Annotated in this window: 22 protein-coding genes; 8 read left to right on the forward strand and 14 right to left on the reverse strand. The window is 60.8% G+C overall.

All coding sequences use genetic code 11. The annotated features are described in order from the left end of the window. Positions 1–177: 177 nt before the first annotated feature. The 12 genes from AC0IYN_RS30255 to AC0IYN_RS30310 all read right to left on the reverse strand — a co-directional run bounded on the left by AC0IYN_RS30255 (position 178) and on the right by AC0IYN_RS30310 (position 12,169). Positions 178–2,583: a TonB-dependent siderophore receptor gene (locus tag AC0IYN_RS30255; RefSeq protein ID WP_471844688.1), complete on the reverse strand. Its 2,406-nt coding sequence runs from the start codon at positions 2,581–2,583 to the stop codon at positions 178–180. 97 nt (positions 2,584–2,680) lie between these two features. Then, a complete protein-coding gene (locus AC0IYN_RS30260) occupies positions 2,681–3,634 on the reverse strand; it encodes a FecR family protein (protein ID WP_406597901.1) in 954 nt (317 codons plus the stop codon). A gap of 26 nt (positions 3,635–3,660) precedes the next feature. Then, entirely contained in the window at positions 3,661–4,161 is a 501-nt protein-coding gene (locus AC0IYN_RS30265; protein WP_406597902.1) for a sigma-70 family RNA polymerase sigma factor, read from the reverse strand. A 91-nt stretch (positions 4,162–4,252) separates the two neighbouring features. Continuing rightward, the gene (locus tag AC0IYN_RS30270; RefSeq protein WP_406597903.1) at positions 4,253–4,897 is read right to left on the reverse strand and encodes a CGNR zinc finger domain-containing protein; all 645 of its coding nucleotides are present in this window, start codon (positions 4,895–4,897) and stop codon (positions 4,253–4,255) included. 96 nt (positions 4,898–4,993) lie between these two features. After that, positions 4,994–5,608 (reverse strand): adenylyl-sulfate kinase, encoded by a 615-nt coding sequence (gene cysC / locus AC0IYN_RS30275; RefSeq protein WP_406597904.1) that lies wholly within the window; start codon positions 5,606–5,608, stop codon positions 4,994–4,996. After that, on the reverse strand, positions 5,605–6,834 hold the full coding sequence (locus AC0IYN_RS30280) for an MFS transporter (protein ID WP_406597905.1): 1,230 nt from the start codon (positions 6,832–6,834) through the stop codon (positions 5,605–5,607). The genes cysC and AC0IYN_RS30280 overlap by 4 nt, the downstream gene beginning before the upstream one ends. A 9-nt stretch (positions 6,835–6,843) precedes the next feature. Then, positions 6,844–7,614 (reverse strand): class I SAM-dependent methyltransferase, encoded by a 771-nt coding sequence (locus tag AC0IYN_RS30285; RefSeq protein WP_406597906.1) that lies wholly within the window; start codon positions 7,612–7,614, stop codon positions 6,844–6,846. Between the two features lie 7 nt (positions 7,615–7,621). Continuing rightward, entirely contained in the window at positions 7,622–8,758 is a 1,137-nt protein-coding gene (locus AC0IYN_RS30290) for a Rossmann-fold NAD(P)-binding domain-containing protein (protein ID WP_406597907.1), read from the reverse strand. After that, positions 8,755–9,480, reverse strand: coding sequence for an SDR family NAD(P)-dependent oxidoreductase (locus AC0IYN_RS30295; protein WP_457248105.1), 726 nt, complete (start codon positions 9,478–9,480; stop codon positions 8,755–8,757). The genes AC0IYN_RS30290 and AC0IYN_RS30295 overlap by 4 nt, the downstream gene beginning before the upstream one ends. A gap of 10 nt (positions 9,481–9,490) precedes the next feature. Further along, positions 9,491–10,219, reverse strand: coding sequence for a sulfotransferase-like domain-containing protein (locus tag AC0IYN_RS30300; RefSeq protein WP_471844692.1), 729 nt, complete (start codon positions 10,217–10,219; stop codon positions 9,491–9,493). Beyond that, positions 10,216–11,439 carry a transaldolase family protein gene (locus AC0IYN_RS30305; protein ID WP_457248103.1) on the reverse strand — a complete coding sequence of 408 codons (1,224 nt, stop codon included), beginning with the start codon at positions 11,437–11,439 and terminating at the stop codon, positions 10,216–10,218. Before AC0IYN_RS30305 ends, AC0IYN_RS30300 begins: the two co-directional genes overlap by 4 nt. Positions 11,440–11,464: 25 nt before the next feature. Next, positions 11,465–12,169, reverse strand: coding sequence for an HAD family hydrolase (locus AC0IYN_RS30310; protein WP_457239743.1), 705 nt, complete (start codon positions 12,167–12,169; stop codon positions 11,465–11,467). Between the two features lie 254 nt (positions 12,170–12,423). Between AC0IYN_RS30310 and AC0IYN_RS30315 the strand changes: the two genes are divergently transcribed. From AC0IYN_RS30315 to AC0IYN_RS30335, 5 genes are all read left to right on the forward strand, one after another. Next, complete coding sequence (locus AC0IYN_RS30315) at positions 12,424–13,224, forward strand: glucose 1-dehydrogenase (RefSeq protein ID WP_406597912.1); 801 nt, start codon at positions 12,424–12,426, stop codon at positions 13,222–13,224. Next, entirely contained in the window at positions 13,217–15,043 is a 1,827-nt protein-coding gene (locus AC0IYN_RS30320) for a glycoside hydrolase family 15 protein (protein WP_457239744.1), read from the forward strand. Before AC0IYN_RS30315 ends, AC0IYN_RS30320 begins: the two co-directional genes overlap by 8 nt. Before the next feature lie 48 nt (positions 15,044–15,091). Beyond that, entirely contained in the window at positions 15,092–15,556 is a 465-nt protein-coding gene (locus AC0IYN_RS30325; RefSeq protein WP_471844695.1) for an isochorismatase family protein, read from the forward strand. Between the two features lie 236 nt (positions 15,557–15,792). Beyond that, a complete protein-coding gene (locus AC0IYN_RS30330) occupies positions 15,793–16,077 on the forward strand; it encodes a VOC family protein (RefSeq protein ID WP_471844697.1) in 285 nt (94 codons plus the stop codon). A 74-nt stretch (positions 16,078–16,151) separates the two neighbouring features. Next, the gene (locus AC0IYN_RS30335; RefSeq protein ID WP_457239745.1) at positions 16,152–17,066 is read left to right on the forward strand and encodes an alpha/beta fold hydrolase; all 915 of its coding nucleotides are present in this window, start codon (positions 16,152–16,154) and stop codon (positions 17,064–17,066) included. Here the strand turns inward: AC0IYN_RS30335 and AC0IYN_RS30340 are convergent. Continuing rightward, positions 17,000–18,004: a GlxA family transcriptional regulator gene (locus AC0IYN_RS30340; RefSeq protein WP_406597916.1), complete on the reverse strand. Its 1,005-nt coding sequence runs from the start codon at positions 18,002–18,004 to the stop codon at positions 17,000–17,002. The genes AC0IYN_RS30335 and AC0IYN_RS30340 overlap by 67 nt on opposite strands. Before the next feature lie 90 nt (positions 18,005–18,094). Between AC0IYN_RS30340 and inhA the strand changes: the two genes are divergently transcribed. Next, complete coding sequence (inhA, locus tag AC0IYN_RS30345; RefSeq protein WP_078047747.1) at positions 18,095–18,775, forward strand: isonitrile hydratase; 681 nt, start codon at positions 18,095–18,097, stop codon at positions 18,773–18,775. 746 nt (positions 18,776–19,521) lie between these two features. On the opposite strand, the gene AC0IYN_RS30350 is transcribed toward inhA, so the two are convergent. Continuing rightward, on the reverse strand, positions 19,522–20,151 hold the full coding sequence (locus tag AC0IYN_RS30350) for a LysE family translocator (protein WP_457239749.1): 630 nt from the start codon (positions 20,149–20,151) through the stop codon (positions 19,522–19,524). A 160-nt stretch (positions 20,152–20,311) separates the two neighbouring features. Here AC0IYN_RS30350 and AC0IYN_RS30355 point away from each other — a divergent pair, with 160 nt between their 5' ends. Together AC0IYN_RS30355 and AC0IYN_RS30360 are read left to right on the forward strand one after the other, a co-directional pair. Beyond that, on the forward strand, positions 20,312–20,827 hold the full coding sequence (locus AC0IYN_RS30355) for a sigma-70 family RNA polymerase sigma factor (protein WP_078047746.1): 516 nt from the start codon (positions 20,312–20,314) through the stop codon (positions 20,825–20,827). Further along, complete coding sequence (locus AC0IYN_RS30360; protein ID WP_457267361.1) at positions 20,814–21,764, forward strand: FecR domain-containing protein; 951 nt, start codon at positions 20,814–20,816, stop codon at positions 21,762–21,764. Before AC0IYN_RS30355 ends, AC0IYN_RS30360 begins: the two co-directional genes overlap by 14 nt. The last annotated feature ends 18 nt before the right edge of the window (positions 21,765–21,782 follow it).

Here is a 21,782-nt window from a genome sequence, read left to right on the forward strand (position 1 = left end):
CTTCAGACTGACGCGCCAACGTAGCGTCGAAGCCCATCAGGTATGCCCATGTGTGGGGTTTATGTCGGAATCAGTTCCGAAACAAACAGCCAAATTCGCTGCAGAGGTGTAGGAAACGGGCAAAAAAAATCGCAGCCCTGAAGGGGGCTGCGACTTTTCCTGACACCGTGGCGTGGATCAGAACCCGACGCTGGCCTGCACGAAGAACGTACGTGGTTCGCCGAGGTACAGCCCGGCGTTGTTGTCGCTGGAACGGGTGTAGTGCTGTTGATCGAAAACGTTTTTCACGCCGACACCCAGTTTCAGGTTGGACAACTGTTCGCCAAAGTCATAGCCGCTGCGCACGTTGACCGAGACGTAGCCCGGGATATCGCCAAATTGGCCATCGGCGGTGCCTTGGGTGATGTAGGTGCTCGTGGTGCCGGGCGCACGCTGGCCGGACTGGGCGTACACATCCAGGTTATGGGTCCAGCGATTGACGTCATAACGCAGGCCGAGGGTGGCGACTTCACGGGAATACAGCGGCAAGTCGCGGCCCTTGAACGGCACGTCGCCTTCGGAGGTGGCCTTGGTGTAGGTGAGGCCGGCGTTGGCGGTCAGGCCATCCAGGCGTGGGTCCAGGTTCGACAGGTCGTAGTGGGCCGAGGCTTCGATACCGGTGTGCTTGGTCGCGCCGAGGTTGGTCCAGCCCACGTCGTTGCTGACATACTGCAGTTCATCCGAGAAGTCGATGTAGAAGAACGTCAGCTCACCGCCCCAGACATTGTCGTTGTAACGCGTACCCACTTCGTAGGTCTTGGCTTTTTCCGGATTGAGGCCATTGGCGGTCTGGTCGCCAGTGCCGCCCTGGCCCAACTGGAAGTATTGCAGGCTGCCGAACGAGGTCTCGTAGTTGGCGAACAGTTTCCAGGCATCAGAGACGTGATACATCACGCTCAGGGCCGGCAGCGGTTCGTTGTTGTGGATTTCGCGGCGTTTTTCCTGGGTACGCGTGCCGTTCAAGGCAACCACCGGGCGGTCGTGCCATTCTGTACGGATGTCCTCGAAGCGGATACCGGGCGTAATGGTCCACTTGCCGATATCGACTTTGTTATCGATATAGAACGCGTTGGCCTCGGTCCCCCCGGTGCGATCCTGGTAGACGTGACCATCGCTCTGCCCACCCGGCGTCGGCACATTGTTGACCAGGTTCAGGCTGGTGGCCTGCTCATGCATGCCTTCCTTGAGGTAGCGATAGCCCAGGCTGACTTCCTGGGTACTCGGGCCCACGTCGAACACATGGGACACCCGCGGCTCGATGCCAAAGGTGTAGTAGGTGCGCGGGTAAGAGCCGATCGTCTTGAGGTCGCGGTTGGCGATATTGCTGCCGCGGAAACTGTCGGAATAGTAAGTCAGCACTTCGGCCTGGGTGCGGTCGTCGATCTGGCGGATGTACTTGAAGGACACGTCCTTGCGGCGCCCGCTGAAGTTGTCCCAGTCACGCACCGATTGGTACGGGTTGGCGTCGAACTGCTTCTGGGTCAGGCCGCCGGGCATGTCGGCGCTGGCGTCGTAGTAGTGGAAGTTCAGCGAGAAGTCGTCTTGATCGGTCGGTGCCCAGTGAGTCTTGAAGATCACGTCGTCGATGTCGTTGGAGTTGTTGCTGTTGCGGTAACCGTTGCCGTTGACGCCGGAGTACAGCAAGGCAGCGCCAATGCCGTTGTCGGCGGTGCCGCCGATAAAGGCGTTATCGACGTGCTTCCAGCCACCGTGGGCCGAGGTTTGCAGGGTAGTGCCGACTTCGCCGGAGAATTTCTCGGGGATGGCGCGGGTCACGAAGTTGATCACACCGCCGACGTTTTGTGGCCCATAACGCACGGAACCGGCACCGCGTACCACGTCGATGCTGTCCAGGTTACCGGCGGAAATCGGCGCCATCGACAATTGTGGTTGGCCATAGGGCGCAAACGCCGCCGGTACGCCATCGATCAGCACGGTGGAGCGTGGCGACAAGCGCGACGTCAGGCCACGTACGCCGACGTTGAGGGAAATATCGCTGCCGCCCGTACCGTTGGACTCCTGCACCTGCACACCCGGCACACGTCGGAGCACATCACCGACGTTCATGGCGCCCTGCTCCACCATGGCTTCGCGACGGATCACCGTGCGCGCGCCGGGGTGGTTCTGCACCACTTCGGCGTTGGCATCGCCGAGCCAGTCGCCGACCACCTTGATGTCGGTGGCACCCAGTTCCAGGGGAGAGCCGGCTTCACCGGTGCCACCGCTCAGCGGGCACAGGGTCACGGAACCGGCATCGATCTGGTAGTCCAGGCCGCTGCCTTGCAGCAACTGGCGCAGGGCTTGTTCTGGCGAAAGGTTGCCGTCTACCGCAGGGGCTTGCTTGCCGGCGACCATGTCAGGGCTGAAGAACACTTGCAGGGAAGTCTGCTGGCCCAATTGACTGAGGGCCGCGCCCAAAGGCTGGGCCTGGATGTGAATGGCCTCGGCGGCGTAGGCCACGGGCAGCGCGGCACTCACCGCAAGCGCCAGGGCGAGCGGCGCCCAGCGAGAGATTTTATTGTTGTTAACGGCAAGTTTTTTCACGTCGAACCTAGTCCTGTGATCGCAAAAGTATGCGGCTGTTAATGCAAACCAGTTGCAGTTGCAGGAGAAGACGAAGAACTCGAAAAAAACCTGAATGTCAGCGTGAAATTATTTCCTGGCTGCCGTCCGGCAGGGTGCGCAAGGCGACCGGCAGGATGTGCGGCAAGGCCTTGAGCAAGGCATCGGTATCGTTGGCCTTGAACACGCTGGTCAGGCGCAGGTTGCCCACCGCCGGCGTGCTGACCCGCAGCGGTTGCTCGCGATACCGCGAGACTTCCCGGGCCACTTCGCCCAACGATGCGTTGTTGAAGACCAGCTTGCCCGTGCGCCAGGCGGTCAATTCTTCGGTGTTCACACCGTAGGCCGCCGCCACCAAACCCTTGTTGTCGACATGGGTCCCAAGGCCTGCGGTGAGCGTCACCACTTTGTCCGGGGAATGGCCTTGCACCTTCACGGTTCCGGCCTCGACCATGACGCGGGTCTGGTCGTCATCACGACGCACATCGAACCGCGTGCCGGTGACTGTCACCTGCCCTGCCCCGGCGGCCACGACAAAGGGCCGGCTGGTGTCGTGCTCGACACTGAACATCGCTTCGCCCTGCTTGAGCTCCACGCCACGACGGCCTTTTTCAAAGTGCACCGCGACAATGCTGCGGCTGTTGAGGTCCATCACCGAGCCATCGGGCAACGCTACCTGGCGATGCTCGCCCAGGCGTGTGCTGAACTCGGCACTGTAGGGCTTGGGATGATCAAGCCCGCTGAACAGGCCCAGTCCCAGGGCAATGGCCACCACGCTGGCGGCCACCGCATAACGCAACACAGCCCGACGTCCGGGGCGCTCTACCGGCGCTTCACACAGTGCCTGCAGGCGCGCCTTGGGTAGCAGGTCGGTAGCACTCCACAGGCCTTGCAGCACGTCGAACTCATATTGGTGGTCGGCATGCTCAAGGCGCCATGCGTCGAAGCGCTGGCGCTCGGCAACGCTCAACTCGGCGTCTTGCAGGCGCACAAACCATTGCGCGGCTTCGTCTCGGGCACGGTTATCCATCATGGAAGGTCCTGTTTCATGGCGGGCGGTCATGGCGCCATCGCGTCCAGGCGGTCGCGCAGATGCCGCAGGGTGCGGATCATATACTTTTCCACCATATTTTTAGACAACCCCAGGCGTTCGGCGATTTCCTGCTGGGTCAGGCCCTCGATTTTCTGCCAGATGAAAATCTTGCGGCAGTTAAGTGGCAGTTCGGCCAGGGCCCGCTCGATAGAGTCCGCCAACTGGATCGCGTGCATGAAGTGCTCCGGGTCGCCACTGTGGGGCGAACACTGATCAAAGGCTTCCAGCGTGATCGCTTCCCGACGGTCTTCGCGTCGATAAGCATCCACTGCGATATTGCGCGCCGTTTGATGCAGATAGGCACGCGGTTGCTCGACTTCAGAGGAGGTTGACTCTAGCACCCGCACAAAGGTGTCGTGGGCCAGGTCTTCGGCCTGCTGACGGTTTCTCAGGCGGCGCGTCCAGGTCCCGATCAACTCTTCGTAGTGTTCGAAAAAGCCTGTTCTGCGGGGCGGCTGAGGGATCATCGCGGGAGCACTGGGGAGGCGGGGCGTGAATAGTAATGCTTCCTATTAAGTGGAGCAATTGCTACCCGTCGTACGCAGCATCGCTATGAATCTATTGCGGGCTCGCCACCTGCTTGAGACGGCTGAGCTTCTCCCGGCTGCCACACACGCTCATCTGGCACCACTTGCGCTGTTTATTCTTGGAGATGTCGAGGAACACCCAGTCGCAGTCCGTGGCGCCGCAACTGCGCAACGCGTGCAGATCACCGGATACCAGTAATTGCGTGGCCTCTATCGCCAGGCGCCCCAGTACCATGGCCGTCAGCTCTTGCGTAGTGGTGCAGGGCATCCACGCCCAGGCAGGCTTGCCTTCGACAGAACGCAGCACCCGACGGGCAACGCCTTGCTGGAAGGCCTCGTTGACCTGTTGCAAGGCGCCATCGGGCGCAGCATCTTGCAACGACAATGGGTAGAACACCGCGTACAGGCATTCCCTGAACGCGATGATCGCGTCGAGGTTCGGCTGGTACGCCATCGATGATTCAAACACCATCGGCTTGTAGTCTTCAAACTCCTGGGAGGAGATCAGCCCGGCATGCAAGGCCCACTCAAAGAAGAACTGAAAACTGGTGAGCCGTTCTTCCATGACCTTGAGCGCCGTACCGGGACGACGGCCGTTGGTGGTATTGATAAAGTCCAAAACCCGGGCCCCACCAATCAGACGGATCGATTTTGCAGTGCCCGTAAAATGTGTCATGCCTGCTCCTGAAAAAACGCGTTCTCCGTGCGATGGCGCAGATTACCTTGTTTTTTCGCGTTGCAAACACTGCCCCCACGGCGCAAAGACAGACGGCTAGTTGCGATCGTCGTTATGCGCCACCCAGTCAAGAATCGTTGCGACCGACTGTTCCACTGTAAGCGCCTGGGTATTCAGGTGCACTTCCGGAAACACCGGCACGTCATAGCGGGAGTCGATACCGGTGAAGTTCTTGATCAACCCCGCGCGGGCTTTTTTATACAGGCCCTTGGGGTCGCGCTGTTCGGCAGTTGCCAAGGGCGCGTCCACGTGAACTTCGACAAAAAACTCATTGCCGATGATCGAGCGCGCGTAGTGGCGGCTGGCCGACGACGGTGAGATCAACGCCACGATCACGATCAGCCCCGCCTCCAGCATCAATCGCGCGACCTCGGCGACACGCCGGATATTCTCGTCACGGTCGCTGTCGGTAAAACCCAGGTCCCGGCACAGCCCGCCACGCACCGAATCGCCATCAATAATCGCGGTGATCCGCCCCTGCTCCTGCAGGGCGAGGTCCAGTGCATCGGCGATGGTCGACTTGCCGGACGCGGAGATGCCGGTCATCCAGATCACCGCTGGCTTGTGCTGTATCCGCGTGTGTTCGCCACGCCGGTGGCTGAACGCAAACGCGTGCAGATTCTGGTTTGGACGCTCAGGAAAATAACTCATGGCTGCTCACCCTCCCTCACTGAAACAGGCTGTTTACCCAACATGAACACCATCACGCATTGCACGAACAGCAACAGCGCAACCACCCAGTAGACCGTCGAGAACGACCCGGTCAGGTCCTTGGAAAAACCGCCTAGAAAGTTGCCGCACACGCCACCCAGGCCGATCAACACGTTGGCAATGCCGAAGGCCTGGGTCAGCCGGCTGACCGGCACGATCTGCCCGATGTAACTGGGGACCAGCCCGAAGATGGGGTAGAACGCCAACGCAAACAAAAACGCGGCCAGGTAGAACAGCGCAAGGTTGTTGAAACTGAACACCAGGGTGGCGGCCAGCCCCGCGCTCAGAAAACACATCGCCAGCGACGCCCGCACGCCCACCTTGTCGGCAATCCATCCCACCAGGAACCCCGACGCCATGCCCACGGCGCCGATAGTGGTCCAGACCAAGCCGGCATCCCGTACCGATACGCCCAATTCATCCCGAAGGAACGGCGCCAGGTAAGTCTGGAACGGCAGCAGCGCCATGCCATTGAGAAAAGCGATGACCCAAGTCAGGTACAACGAGCGACTGAGCCAAGGTTGGTGGCTGTCCGACGCACTGGCGCGCTCCCCGGCGAACCCGGTGTCCTGGCTTGCCGACAGGTTGCGCAACAGAAACCAGGCCACCACGCACAGGGCTACCGAGATCAGCCCGGCGGTGAGCCAGATCGAGCGCCAGCCGCCATTCAAGGTCAGGAACGACACCAACAAGCCATTGATGAACACGCCATAGCTGGTGCCGCTGGAGATCAGCCCCATGACCCGCGAACGATTGCCCGGGCTGAAACCCTTGGTGACGATCTCCGCCAATGGGATATACACCGACGCGGAACAGCCGCCGAGCAGGATCAACAAGGCGCCCGACAACCAGATACTGTGACTGATGCTCAGGCCCAGCAGCGCCAGGGAGGTCATCACGGTGGAGACCAGGCTGATTTTCCAGCCCTCGAAATACCGGCTGATGACACTGGTGACCGATGAAAACAGCAGGAAGCCGATCTGCGCGCCGCCGGTAATCAGGCCGACCGTGGTGTAGTCGAAGCCGATGTCGCGGCGCATGTCCACCACCAGGTTGGCGAACAGGTAAACCCCGAAGCCATAGGTACTGGCCACGAACCCGGTGAGGACGATCGCCAGCACGACGCTGTCCAGTGGGCGGGCATTGCTCTGTACGAGTGTGCTCATCAAGCCTCCTTATTCGGCGCGCGCAGTGTGAATGACGAAATCACAATCCATCATGTCGTAGTCACGTTCGAAATCACCGTAGCTCTCATGGTCGGTAAACCCGGACTTGAGTACTTCTCCCTTCAACTCCCCCGGCAACAGCGGATAAACCTGCAGCCTGTACTGCTCCTGGTTATCGAAGGAATAGATGAACTCACACAGGTGCTCATCGACCTGTCCCAGGCTCACCGAAGCGTTCGTACCGCAGTAGTAGTAATGACCGCTGGCTTTGAATTTGCCGGCACGGATGGCGAAGAAATTGCGCTGGTCCACAATCAGCAGGCCGCCCGGCTTGAGCAAGGCCCTGAATTTCGCCAGCACCCGCAACCGGTCGTGCGCGGCGAACACATGGCACAGCGAACTGCCCAGGCACACCACCGCATCGAACTGGCCAAGCTCCTGGGCATCCAGTGAGTGCCAGTCCCGATAATGGGACTGGATGTCCAGGCCATGTTTGCGAAAGTTCGCCCGCGCCTTGGTCAACATGGTGCTGCTGCCATCGGTGGCGACCACATCAAACCCCGCCTGCTTGAGCTGCACGGCATGAAAGCCACTGCCCGTCGAAACGTCGATCACCGACTGCACGCCGTGGCGTCGCAGCAAGTGTTCAAAGAAGCCGTCCTCCCCTATCTTGCGTTTTTCCCAATCAATCAACTCATCCCAACGCTCGACAAAATCCGCCGAATACTGCGTGGCATAACTGGCAACTTCGTTGTGCTTGCGCCCCGACATCTGATTCATCACACACCTACCAGGTTGAATTTTTGAAGGACAAGTATTTGCTCGCCAACTCGCGGGCAAACTCGGCGGACTGCTCGATGGACATGGTGTGCTTGGCATAGCCCAGCATCGATTGCATGACGGCCATGCACTGCGGGTTGTAGGTGACCGAACCATCGCAGTGGATTTCGTCGATGCCGTCCTGGCTCTGGCAGATGGTATTGAGGCGCACCGCATCGTCCTGGGGGCAGGCCTCGGAGAACTGCACCTCGATCCGTCCATCGTGCAGACGCACCGGGTACCCGCCCGGCAGCCCGAGAGGACCCGGCGCATGCACCAGCACCGGCGTGGGCGAGAACAGCCCTTCGATGACCGTGACCGCAGAACACGCGGTGAGAAACTGCCCGTCCACCCCGCCCAGGCGGCGGTACTCGGACTTCACCGTTGAGAAAATCGCCTCGGCCGGCAGGCGCGCCACCTCCGGTCGGTCGCCCACCTCGTACAACAGGCGATAGCTGGCACGTGGAGGCAGCCCACCGCGCGGCACGTAGTGGCTGAAGTAATGCTGGGCATAAAGCTGCACCTGCACATCGGCGGGCGCACATTCCAGCAGACGGGCAATGGACAGACGCACCGCCGGGATCAGGTTGGCCACGTTGCCCACGCCGATGTCCGGCGCCAGGCCGATGCGCGCCAGGATCGGATTGACCGCATCCGGGAACGCTGCATTGACGGTCTTCGTCGTGATGCCGGAGGCTTTTACCGCTTGCATCAGGCAGTGCATCAACGTCAGGTGCATGGGCAGCCAGGGGCCGAACTGGGCCTGGTCGAGCTTTTCGAATGACAGCTTGGGCAACCCGGTGATGACCCGCCATGACTGCAGCGACGCGCAGTTCACCAGCATGTCCGGCGCCTCCTCGCGTAGCAGCTGCGCGACCTTGCCGATGTCCGTGAGGTCGGCAATCACCGGCTTGATCGCAATGAATTGCCCCAGCTGCGCACACGACAGCGCCACCAGGTTGCACAACCGCAGCGTCGCCTCTTCATTGCGGCCCAGCACCACAAACTCGAAGGCGTTTTTTGGCCCCAGAATCTTGAGGATCTGCAGGCACAGGTTGCCGGCGCCCACCAACAGCAGCTTTTTCTTGCGCATGGAATGGCTCACCGTGGGTAGGCTCCGTTGTCGACCGGAATCACCCGGCCGGTGATGTGACGCATGGCATCGCCGACCAGCAGCAAGATGACTTCGGCCACCCCACTGGGCAGGATCGGGTCCTTGAGGACTTCCTGGCGGGCGTACTCGGCGCGGCGGTATTCGGGGATGGTGCCGTAGATGGCGGTTTCGTGGATCAGTGCCGGGGATACCACGTTCACCCGCACGAACGGGGCGAAGTTCCAGGCGTTGGCCTTGGTCAGGCCGATCACCGCCGCCTTGGTGGCACCGTAGAGGGCGTCGCAGCTGCCCACCTCACCGGCCACCGAAGCGATGTTGACGATGCTGCGTGGCGCCTCGTGCTGCATTTCCCGCTCGGCGAAGTCCTTGGAGAGGTAGACCAGGGCCTTGAGGTTGACGGTGAGGATCTCGTCTATCTGCTCATCGGAATAGGCATAGACACTTTTGCCGTGATAAATACCGGCGTTATTGACTAACCCATAAATAGTCGCATGGCGTTCATACAGGGTCGGAATAAAACCCTTGATCACGGCCATATCGGAAAAGTCGGCAACCTGCGCGTCGAATACATCGGGGCCATAAAGTCCCTGCAAAACTTCAAGCCCCTCGGCATCCTTGTCCGCACCAATAACGAAGTAGCCCTGCTGTATCGCCATTTCAACAGTTGCCCGACCAATTCCGTTGGCCGCCCCGGTCACAATCAGCTTCTTCATACAACAATCCTTATTGACAAAACTCATTCATGCGCGCGTAAAAAGTTCGATGGTATTCATACATCGCTTTCAACTTCGGAAACTGTTCGAATGCCTGCATATCAACGGGTTGATTATCCGGCGACACAATACGCTCACTGTTTTCTGCCGCCACATGCCAACTGCGCCAGGTTTTCCATTGTTGTGGACATTCACGTTTCCATGTCATGGCCTGTGGCAAAAACTCTATACCCAGGTGATCGCAGAGTTTGCGGATAACTCGCTCCGGGTCGACCGCCAGATCATCGGCATTAATCACATAAGGCACTTTGCCGGTTAGTTTGGTGACCACACAAAATATGTCATACAGCGCTTTATGCCCAATGGCCTGCAACGGCATATCGGGGTGCACCCGATGATGAGAAATAATACTGCTGGCGGGTTCGCGAATTAGAAAGACATTGTCCTGTTGCGCAAGAAAGCCGACATCCACTTTCAAGTCATCCAGGCAGTGGTAGCACATATCTTTGTGAAATACGTTAGTGCGCTCGCGGGCCTTGAGAAGATGCGCTTTTATACCCTCGTAAGTCGTGGGCAAACTGTGATCCCACTCATCCGAAGGAATCGCCGAGTCCTCGGAAAACGCCATGTGCGCGAAGGGTTCATGAAAGACCTCGAAGTCCCCCCGCTCGATAAACACACGCTCCAGCACGGTGGAACGCGAACGTGGATGGGCCCATAACCCGATCATACGGTTCATGCGATCACCCCGAATTCGGCGGCGAGCAACGCATTGAGTGCGCGCTTGAAGGGTTTGGTCACCGGGCAAAGCCGAACGCAGTAGTCGGCCAGGCGTCGGTGCGCACTGTTGGCCTCGTTGCAGGCGTTGATGAAGGCTTCGTGGTTGCCGAAGTCATACGGCTCGATGCTGTCGACAAAGTAGGCTTCGTAGAAGTACGGGATGCGAATCAGCTTGGCGAAGGTTGCCGCCGGCGGCTTCTGCGGCTGCACGGCGGGCGCCACCGGTTTGCCGTGGCTTTCGCGCTCGATCAGGAACTCCACCACTTCCGGGGTCAGCGTGTAGCAGGTCGCCGTCTGCCCGGTCTTTTCCAGGTGCCAGCAGTGCTTGTTGCCCCGCTCGTCCACGTCGACCTTTATGCTCGAAAGCAGGGTTTTGACCGGTACGGTCGAGGCCGCCACCAGCGCCTGGATCTGCTCGTAGATCATCAGCTCGGCCCAGCGCAGCTCCTCGGCGCTCAATGCCAGGCCGCGTTCCGCCGCTTGCAGCGTGAATTCAGGCTGGCAGGCAAAGCGCCCGATCATGAAGGTAATGACGTAGTTGCAGTGGCTGGTGTCGATCCCGTTGCTGCGCGCGGTCGCCCTGCCGCGCTCGATGGCCTGGATACCCGCCTGGAACTGGGCGACCGTGAAGCAGAACGTGATATTCACCGACCCGCCCTGGGCCACCAGTTGCTCAACGGTCGCCATGCCTTCCAGGCTGCCCGGCACCTTGACCATCACATTCGGTGCCAGGCGCTGCAGCTCCAGGCCCCTGGCGGTCATGCGCTCGGTGCAGCGCACGTCCACCGGGTCGACCTGCGCGGAAATCCAGCCTTCGGCTTGGGCCGATTGAACCCAGCGCGGCTTGAGCGTCGCAGCGCCTTCGAGGATGACCTCGTTGTACAGCTGCTTGCGCAACTCGCCTGGAGACAGGCCGGCCAGGTTGAAGCGTGAAGACCAATACTCGCGCTTTTCGAGGATTACGGCCGTCACCAACCGGGGGTTGGTGGTCACGCTGCACAAGCCCCAAGGCGTTGAAAATTCATCCGGCATCAAGGCTTCTATATAAGCGGCCGCCGCCGGGTACTTTTCCAGCAGGTGTTGTTTGTAGGGCAGGTACACGGCAGGCGATGAATCCCACCAAACTTGCGAGCTTTGATCGTTGCGTTTAAGCCGCTCCGGGTAACCAAGTGTGTTCACGACGCCTCCTCCCTGAGTAATGAGATCAATTAAAAATGGCCAGTAATTCACGTATATCGGTAATGGGCACTGCGCCGGCGGCGGCCAACTGCGAATGCCGATGGGCCGGGCCAAAACCGATGACACTTATATGGGCAGCCACTGCCGCCTGAATGCCGGTGACACTGTCTTCAACCACCACGGCATCACTGACATCAACACCGTAGGTGTCACAAGCGGTCAGAAACACCAAGGGATCCGGTTTCCAACGGCCCAACTCATAACAACTGAATATTCGTCCTTCGAAATAAGGAAGCAGCCCGGTCATACGCAAACAGTGTTCAATCTTATTGCGCGGCGCGCTCGAGGCGACGCAATAAGGAACAGTCAGGCCTTCCAGTACTTCAATCATTCCCTCTGTGGCTTTTAAACTGTGCGTCAGCGCTTCCAATGCCTGCTGGCGAAAGTGCTGTTCAAACTTGTCATCCAGGCTGACATTTAACAGCTGTTCAGCCTCACGCAAACAATCGGCAATCTTGCGCCCACGAAAGTGTTCAATAAAACGGGTGACATCCAGCATCGTCTCGCGCTGAGCAAGCGCATTAAGCATGGCGATCAACACAGACAGGGTTATCTCTTCACTTTGCACGAGTACACCGTCGCAATCGAAGATGACTAACTTAGGCACGCCAACTAAGGCTGCTGTTTTTACCTGACCTGGTAGTTCCCCTATATCGGCCGAATGGCACATAGATATCTCTTATAGGTGGCCCCGCGATGACTTCCGAACTACCAACGGAGCGGGCTGAGGTGTGCCTATAAGACACGCGGCGAAAAAGCCTGTCAAACGCTTTTGAGCGGTTTTTTAGTATCTTATGGTTATTTTTTATAGTTCTGTTATTCCATTTTCCACCATGGTTGTAGTCGCTAAAATCACACGGATGAACTTCCCTTGCGCGCCGTCAGTCAGCTACTTGAACTCACGAATTTTAAGGTCGGTGAGCAATGCGTATCTCGTTGGAGCAACAAGTAGCCCTGGTGACAGGTGCCAGTTCCGGAATCGGCGCCGGCGCGGCCAAGGCCCTGGCGCAAGCCGGAGCGGCCGTGGTGCTGAATTACAACAGCCAGGCCGCCCCGGCCGAGGCGTTGGCCGAGCAGATCAACGCCGAAGGTGGCCGAGCGATCGCCATCGGCGCCAACGTCTCAATAGAAGAAGACGTGGAACGGCTGTTTGCCCAGACCCTGGATGCCTTCGGCCACCTGGACATACTGGTGGCCAACTCCGGTATGCAGAAGGACGCCAACCTGGTGGACATGAGCCTCGACGACTGGAATACGGTGATTGGCGTCAACCTCACTGGCCAGTTCTTGTGCGCCCGGGCGGCCGTGCGCATTTTCAACCGCCAAGGCGTGCGCGAAGGCGTGTCGCGGGCGGCCGGCAAAATCATTCATATGAGCTCGGTGCACCAGTTGATCCCCTGGGCCGGGCACGTGAATTACGCAGCATCCAAGGGCGGCGTGGAAATGTTGATGCGAACCCTCGCCCAGGAAGTCAGCGAACAGCGCATCCGCATCAACGGCATTGCGCCGGGAGCGATCCGTACGGCGATCAACCGGGCGGCCACCGAAGGCGCGGCGGAACAGGAACTGCTCAAGCTGATCCCCTACGGTCGCGTAGGCGATGTGGAAGATGTGGCCAACGCCGTTGTGTGGCTGGCCAGTGATGCGTCCGACTATGTCGTCGGCAGCACACTTTTTATTGACGGCGGCATGAGCCTTTATCCGGAGTTTCGTGGCAATGGTTGATTTGAAGAACGAACAACAGAGCGCCATCGATGCCCACGGCATTATTGGCGATATGCGCAGTGCCGCCTTGGTGAATGACAAAGGCAGTATCGACTTTTTCTGCTGGCCGGAATTCGACAGCCCGTCGATCTTCTGCTCACTGCTGGACAGCCCCGACGCCGGGATCTTCCAGCTCACCCCGGACCTGCCCAACGCGCGCCGCGAACAGATCTACCTGCCCGACACCAACGTGCTGCAGACCCGTTGGCTCAGCGACGACGCCGTGGTCGAGATCACCGACCTGCTGGTCATCAGCGAAGAAATCGATGACTTGCCCCTGCTGATCCGCCGCGTGCGGGTAGTCAGTGGCAAGGCCACGCTTCATCTGCGCTGCGCGGTGCGGCATGACTACGCCCGCACGCCGACGCACGCCAACATGGATAACGGCACCGTTGTCTTCAGTGCCGACGGCCAACCCGGCCTGCGTCTGTCCGGCAGCCACGCGCTGCAAATCGAGGACAACGCCGCCGTGGCCAGTTTTGCCCTAGGCCAGGAAGAAGGTGCCGAGTTCGTTCTCGGCGGCCAGGAGGATGAACGCGTGGACTGCGGCTGCACCGACCTGGCGCTGGCCCATACCTTGAAGTTCTGGCGCGGCTGGATCGCACAGTCGAACTACCGCGGACGTTGGCGCGAAATGGTCAACCGCTCGGCGCTGGCCCTCAAGCTGTTGACCTCGCGCAAACACGGCGCAATCATCGCCGCCGCCACCTTCGGCCTACCCGAAACGCCCGGTGGCGAGCGCAACTGGGATTACCGCTACACCTGGATCCGCGATGCATCGTTCACCGTCTACGCCTTCATGCGCCTGGGTTTTATCGAAGAAGCCAACGCCTATATGCGCTGGCTCAAAGGCCGGGTCAGCGACTGCTGCAGCCAGCCGACCAAGATCAATATCCTGTACGGCATCGACGGCCGCCAGGAATTGCCGGAGGCCGAACTCGATCACTTCAGCGGCCACGGCGGCGCCAAGCCGGTACGCATCGGCAATGAGGCGTTTGACCAGATCCAGTTGGACATCTACGGCGAGCTGATGGACGCGGTGTACCTGGTCAACAAGTACGGGGAAGCCATCTCCCACGAAGGCTGGAAACACACCGTGGAAGTCGCCGACCAGGTTTGCGAGATCTGGAATACCCAAGACGTGGGCATCTGGGAAATGCGCGGCGAGCAGCATCACTTCCTGCACTCGAGGCTGATGTGCTGGGTGGCGCTGGACCGTGCCATCCGCCTGGCGTCCAAGCGGTCGCTGCCGGCGCCATTCGCGCGCTGGGACCAGACCCGCCAAGCGATCTACGCCGATATCTGGAGCAACTTCTGGAACGAGGAACGCGGGCATTTCGTGCAGCACACCGGCAGCACCGCGCTCGACGGTTCGATGTTACTGATGCCGTTGGTGCGGTTTGTCGCGGCGACCGATCCGCGCTGGCTCTCGACCTTGGAAGCCATTCAGAAAAGCCTGGTACGCGACGGCATGGTCTACCGCTATCGCAACGACGACAGCCAGATCGACGGCCTGCAAGGTACCGAAGGCGCGTTCGCGGCCTGCTCCTTCTGGTATGTCGAATGCCTGGCCCGCGCCGGCCAAGTGGAAAAGGCTCACCTGGAATTCGAACAACTGCTGCGCTACGCCAACCCCTTGGGTTTGTACGCAGAGGAATTCGACAGCCAGGCCCGCCACTTGGGCAACACGCCCCAGGCCTTGAGCCACCTGGCGTTGATCAGCGCGGCGACGTTCCTGGACCGCAAGCTCAGCGGCGAGAAAACCACCTGGCAACCCTAAGGAGGCGTGTGCACAATGGGCAGCCCCTCGACCACGGACAGGAACGCCATGCGCCAGGTACTGCTGATCATCGACGTGCAACCCTCCTTCAACCCGCCTGCGTGGCTGGTGGACGGCATCAACTCCCTGCTGGGTCGCATGCCGTCAGTCGCCACCGTGGAGCGCCATGACGAAAGCGTCACCCCCTTCGCCCGGCAACTCGGCTGGCAACCGGCGCCGAATGACCAGAGCCTGATTGCAGCCGACCGCATCTTCATCAAGCACGGCTACGCGCCGACACCCGAGACCGTTGCCTACCTCAAAAGCCTCGGGCCAGAGCGCGTACTGGTGTGCGGTATCCAGACCGACACCTGCGTGCTAGCGGCAGGATTTGCATTGTTTGACGCGGGGCTGCAGCCAACCTTGATCAGCGACTTGACGGTGGGCTCGTCACTGGACCGGTCGGGGCAATTGGGGGTGGATTTGTGGCGGCATCACTTCAAGCATGTGGTCGATCGAGATCAGGTAAGGTAAGAGAGAAGACAGTACCTGTGGTGAGGGGGCTTGCTCCCGCTGGACTGCGAAGCAGGCCCCTTCTATACAAACGATGCAAAAATCAATCAACTGGTGCGAAACAGCGGCGCACCCATAACAATCATCAGAGAAACCCACTGGCAGCAGGTATTGTTCGGTTGAACCCTATTATCTCTGTTCTCATCCATGTCCCGGACTGGCGCGCAGCAACGGCGTGGTATGCCGCAGCCTTTCCATTGGCTACACGTGTTCACCATGAGCCGGACGATTTCGGCCATCTGGATGTAGATGGCGTCGCCATCGAAATCGTCGACGCCGATGACAAGGTGGCCTGCGGGGCCGCCGGCTCAGTGGTGTATTGGCGAGTAGAGAACCTGCAGCAGACCGTACAGCACTTGGAGAACTTGGGCGCGGCACTGTATCGAGGCCCGATGGCGATTGAAGGCGCTGACTGGATTTGCCAGGTACGTGACCCTTGGGGTAATTGCATTGGGCTACGCCAGGTCGGCCTGGACAAGTAACCCCACTGCCTTCAACCCCACCCCATCCCGTCACGCCCTTCGACTAGAGTTCCAGCACCTGACAGGAGCCCACCATGACGACCGCTTTCCCCCTGCACTTCGTGCGCACCTCCATGCTCGACGTGGCTTATGAATCCCACGGCCCCGTCGACGGTACGCCTGTGATCCTGCTGCATGGCTTCCCTTATGACCCGCGCGGCTATGACGAGATCGCGCCGGTACTGGCCGCGCGCGGGTGCCGGGTGTTGGTGCCGTACCTGCGCGGTTATGGCCCGACGCGCTTTATCAACGAGCAGGTAATGCGTTCCGGGCAGCAGGCGGCATTGGCCAAGGACCTACTGGACTTCATGGATGCGCTGGCGATCCCGCAAGCCACCCTCGCCGGGTACGACTGGGGTGGGCGTGCCGCGTGTATCGTCGCAGCGCTGTGGCCCGAGCGGGTGCGCGGGTTGGTGACCGCGGATGGCTACAACATCCAGGACATTGCCAAATCCCTCAAGCCACGGGCGCCTGTCACGGAGCATCGCTTGTGGTACCAGTTCTACTTCCATACCCAGCGCGGCGTGGACGGCTTGACCGCCAACCGGCGTGAACTGTGCAAGCTGTTGTGGGCACTGTGGTCGCCGTCCTGGGCCGAGGGGCCGAGCCTGTACGACCAGACGGCGCCGTCGTTCGATAACCCGGATTTTGTCGAGGTGGTGATTCACTCGTATCGCCATCGTTTCATGTACGCGCCCGGCGATCCGACGCTGGAATACATTGAAGCCGCGCTGGCCCTGCAACCGGCAATTTCAGTGCCGAGCATTTCGTTGTGCGGCGCCGATGATGGCGTGGGCCCGCCGCCCGAGGAGGATGACGACATCGAGCATTTCAGCGGGTTTTACCGGCGCCAGGTGCTGCCGGGCGTGGGCCACAATATGCCTCAGGAAGCGCCACAGGCCACACTTGATGCGCTGCTGGAACTGCTTGGCGAAAAGCGCTCGCGGTAGGCCTGGGGCGTGACGTCCAGCGCGCGCAGAAAGCTGCGTCGCAAGGTCTCTTCACAGCCAAACCCGCACTGCACAGCGATACGTTTGATCGACGCCGAGCTGTCCGCCAATTGGCGGCGCGCGGTTTCAACGCGGATCAACTCGACGGCGCGTGCCGGGGTCTGGCCGGTTTCGGCGCGGTAGTGGCGCACGAAGCTGCGCTCGCTCATGCCGGCCTGGGCGGCCAGGGTGGGGATGTTCAGGTCGAGGGTCAGGTTTTCGGCCATCCAGGCGTGGAGTTCGGCGAAGCGGCTGTCGTCTTTTTGCAGGGACAAGGTCACGCTGAATTGCGACTGGCCGCCGGGGCGCTTGAGGAACACCACCAGGTGCCGCGCCACTTCCAGGGCAACGGCGCGGCCAAGGTCTTCCTCCACCAGCGCCAGGCACAGGTCGATGCCAGCGGTGACACCGGCGGACGTCCAGACGGCGCCCTGCTGGATGAAAATCGGATTGGACTCCACCGTCAGCGACGGAAATTTGCGCGCCAGCTCTTCGCAACGGGTCCAGTGAGTGGCCACGCGACAACCGTCGAGCATGCCGCTGGCGGCCAGCAGGAACGCGCCGGTGCACACTGACGTCATGCGCCGGGTGTGCCTGGCTTTCTCGCGCACCCAGTCCACCAGGGCCGGGTCTTCGGCAGCACCGTACACGCCCCAACCGCCGGCGATCACCAACGTGTCGCACGGCGCGTCCGCAGCGGGCAACGGCTCGGCGACCAGGGCCAGGCCGGCGGAGGTCCTCACCGGCTCCGCTTGGGCGGCGATCACCGAGACCGCGTAAGGTAAGGGTTCACCGCGCTGGCGCGCCAGGTCATTGGTGGAGGCAAACACCTGCAGCGGCCCGGTCACATCAAGCACCTGGGCGTTATCGAAAGCGAGGACGTGAACGATTCGAGGCATGATTGGCGTGATTCGTGGGTTCAATGGCGTATCCGCCAAAGCCTAGGCCTCTACAGTGAAGCCGTCCACCCCTTTCACGGAGCTTCATTCATGACCTTGCAGATCGGCTTTCTGTTGTTCCCCGGCATCCAGCAACTGGACCTCACGGGCCCCTACGACGTGCTGGGTTCACTGCCGGAGGTGAAACTGCACCTGGTGTGGAAAGACCTGGAACCCGTCACCTCCAGTACCGGCCTGGTGTTCACCCCGACCATGACCTATGCCGACTGCCCGCGCCTGGATGTGATCTGCGTACCCGGCGGTTCCGGCGTGGGCGCACTGATGGAAGACCCGCAGACCCTGGACTTCCTCAAGGCCCAGGCACAGACCGCGCGCTACGTGACCTCGGTGTGCACCGGCGCGCTGGTGCTGGGTGCGGCTGGTTTGCTGCGTGGACGCAAGGCGACGACACACTGGGCCTACCACGACCTGCTCGCCCCGCTCGGCGCCATTCCCGTCCAGGAACGCGTGGTCCGTGACGGCAACCTGCTGACCGGCGGCGGCATCACCGCCGGCATCGACTTCGCCCTCACCCTGGCGGCCGAGTTGTACAGCGAAGCGGCGGCGCAACTGGTGCAGTTGCAAATTGAATACGCCCCCGCGCCGCCCTTCGACTCCGGCCGCCCGGACACCGCACCCCAGCACGTACTGGAAGAAGCCAACAAACGCACCGCCGAATCGCGCAGGGTGCGCGGCGAGATCGTCGCACGCGCGGCTGCTCGATTGGGCTGATTCTGCAAAGCACCTGCCGGCGATAGACCCGCAGCCTCCAAGCTAACCACGATGCGAAGCGAGCCGCTCTTGATCTTGATGTTGCTCTTGATCCTGCTTTTGATCTCAGGCGCCCCGTCAAACACGCTGGCCGTAATCCGCCAGGTATTTGGGGGGTAAACCGGCAGGGATGCCGGTTTAGCCGCCCCGCGCCATGGATGGCGCGTGGCGGCGGCCCCCCAAATACCTGTCGGATTACGGGCACACCGAGCCTAGGCGAGGTGCCGAGTGTTGGGGCAAGAGCCTTTTGCTTACTTTTGGGCTTTTCAAAAGTGAGCCGCCGTAAGGGCGGAACCCATAGCAGCCATTACCCAAATAACGGATATGTACCCGGTCTGATCCAACATCCAGGTCGGCTGTCAGGCCGCCTTCGCAGGCAAGCCAGCTCCCACATTTGGATTGCGGGGTGACAGTTAGATTGTGGTCGGTTGTGAGGCCGCCATCGCTGGCAAGCCAGCTCCTACAGTTGGATTGCGGGGTGACAGTTAGATTGTGGTCGGTTGTGAGGCCGCCATCACTGGCAAGCCAGCTCCTACAGTTAGATCGCGGGGTGACAGTTGGATTGTGGTCGGTTGTGAGGCCGCCATCGCTGGCAAGCCAGCTCCTACAGTTAGATCGCGGGGTGACAGTTAGATTGTGGTCGGTTATGAGGCCGCTTTCGCAGGCAGGCCGGCTCCCACATTTTCATCAGCCGTACGCTCATCAAATCAGGCCGGGCGAGACATCACCGCCAAGCGCACCGCCAACACCGTCAACACCGCCGCCAACCCCCATTTCTGTAGCCAGCGCCCCCGTGAACGACTGGCAAAAAACCGCCTCAGCGCCCCACCAAAAATACCCAACAGCACATGAAATACAGCTGCAATCAAGGTCAACACCCCCCCGAGCACCATCAACTGCACCGCAATGGCCCCTACTTCCGGCCGTACAAACTGCGGCAAAAACACCACAAAAAACAGCAACGCCTTGGGGTTGAGCAAGCTATTGAGCATGGCCTGCAAAAACACCCGGCCCAAGGGCACGCGGTCGATGTGCGCTGCGTCCAGTCCAGGGTTTTTCTGCAAGGTCTTGAACACCAGCCACAACAGGTAGACCACCCCCGCATACCGGATCACGTCAAAGGATGGCGGCCAACTGGCAACCAACGCCGTCACCCCGGTCGCCGTCAAGGCGGTCAACAGCACGTCGGCCACGCCAATACCCAGTGCCGATGCCATCCCCCCGCGCCAACCGTGGGTGACGCCATGGCTGATCACAAAGGCCATGTTTGGCCCCGGGGACAACAGCAACAACAGCACAGCACCGGAAAAAACCGCCAAGGTCGCCAAGTCGATCATGCTCAAGCCTTCCACCGGGAAAAGCCTGCAGATTAGTCCGTGCATCCAGGGCGGACAAAAAATTGTGCTGGATACATTGCGCTGCGGCAATTGCGAAGGGTCACGAGCAACGATTAGAATGCGAAACATTATCAATTAAGACAGCTGCGCCAGGATGCCCATGTCGAGCGATCACCCACTGGACCATGCCGCCATCGGCCAGCTTTACCAAGCCCATCACTCATGGCTGCGCGGCTGGTTGAGCCGGCGCACCGGTTGCCGTGAACACGCCGCCGACCTGGCCCAGGAAACCTTCGTGCGCCTGCTCAACGCGCGCAAGCAACAGAGCTTGCAGCAACCGCGCGCGTACCTGAGCAGCATCGCCCGCAGCTTGATGATCGACCAATACCGGCGCCGTGAACTGGAACGCGCCTACCTGGAAAGCCTCGCGCATTTCCCGCAAGTCGAGGTGCCGTCGGAAGAAACCCGCCTGCTGATCCTCGATAGCCTGGAGCGCATCGACCGCCTGCTCGACCAGCTCAAGCCACGGGTGCGCGAAGCCTTCCTGCTCGCGCAACTGGACGGCCTGACCTGCGCGCAGATCGCCCTGCGCCTCGGGGTGTCCAAGGCCACGGTGGAGCGCGACCTGTCCAAAGCCCTGCACGCCTGCTACCGGTTGCGCTATGCCGAATGCTGACCCGCGCCTGGTGGACCAGGCCATCCAGTGGATGATCACGCTGCGTTTCAATGTGGCTGACGACGCCAGCACCGCCGCGTTCGAGCGCTGGCTGCACACCAGCGCCGAGCACCAGCAGGTGTGGCAGCGGGTGGCGACCATGAATGACGATTTCAATCAGCTGCCGGCGCAGGTCGGCCGGCATGCCCTGCGCGGCGCGCGTCAACGCATCAGCCGTCGTGAAGGCCTGAAACTGCTGGGCCTGTTTGCCGGGGCCGCTGGCTTGACCTGGCTTGGCCGCGACTACACGCCCCTGCCCGCCCTGATGGCCGAGCACCGCACCGCCACCGGCGAACGACGCTGGGTGGCGTTGAACGACGGCAGCCGGATCCAGCTCAACAGCGCCAGTGCGATTGACACGGCGTTCACCCCCGAACGCCGCCTGGTGCAGTTGCGCCAGGGTGAAATACTCGTGGATACCGGGTTCGACAAACGCCCTTTCTGGGTACAGACCCGCGACGGACACCTGCGCGCCCTTGGCACGCGTTTCCTGGTACGCGAGGAGGCTCAGGGCACGCTATTGGCGGTGCAACAGGGCGCGGTGGCGGTGTTTGCCGATGGCAATGACGCCAACGCCCGCCAGGTACTCAGTCCCGGCGAGCACGTGGTGTTCAACCGCAACGGTATTCGCCCGGCGGTCGCCAATGGCCTTGACCCGTGGGCCTGGAGCGACGGCGTGATCAGCGCCCACAACATGCGCCTGGACGACTTCCTCGCCGAACTGGGCCGCTATCGCAACGGCCTGTTGCGCTGCAGCGAAGCCGTGGCCGGGTTGCGCGTGTCGGGGACTTATCAGTTGGAGGACACCGACCAAGTGCTGGGCCTGGTGGCGCAATCGCTCAAGCTTGATGTCACCTACCGCAGCCGCTACTGGGTGACCGTTTCACCGCGCGTGTAATTTCTCAAAAATAAATGA

Source organism: Pseudomonas sp. AC112 (assembly GCF_979253545.1).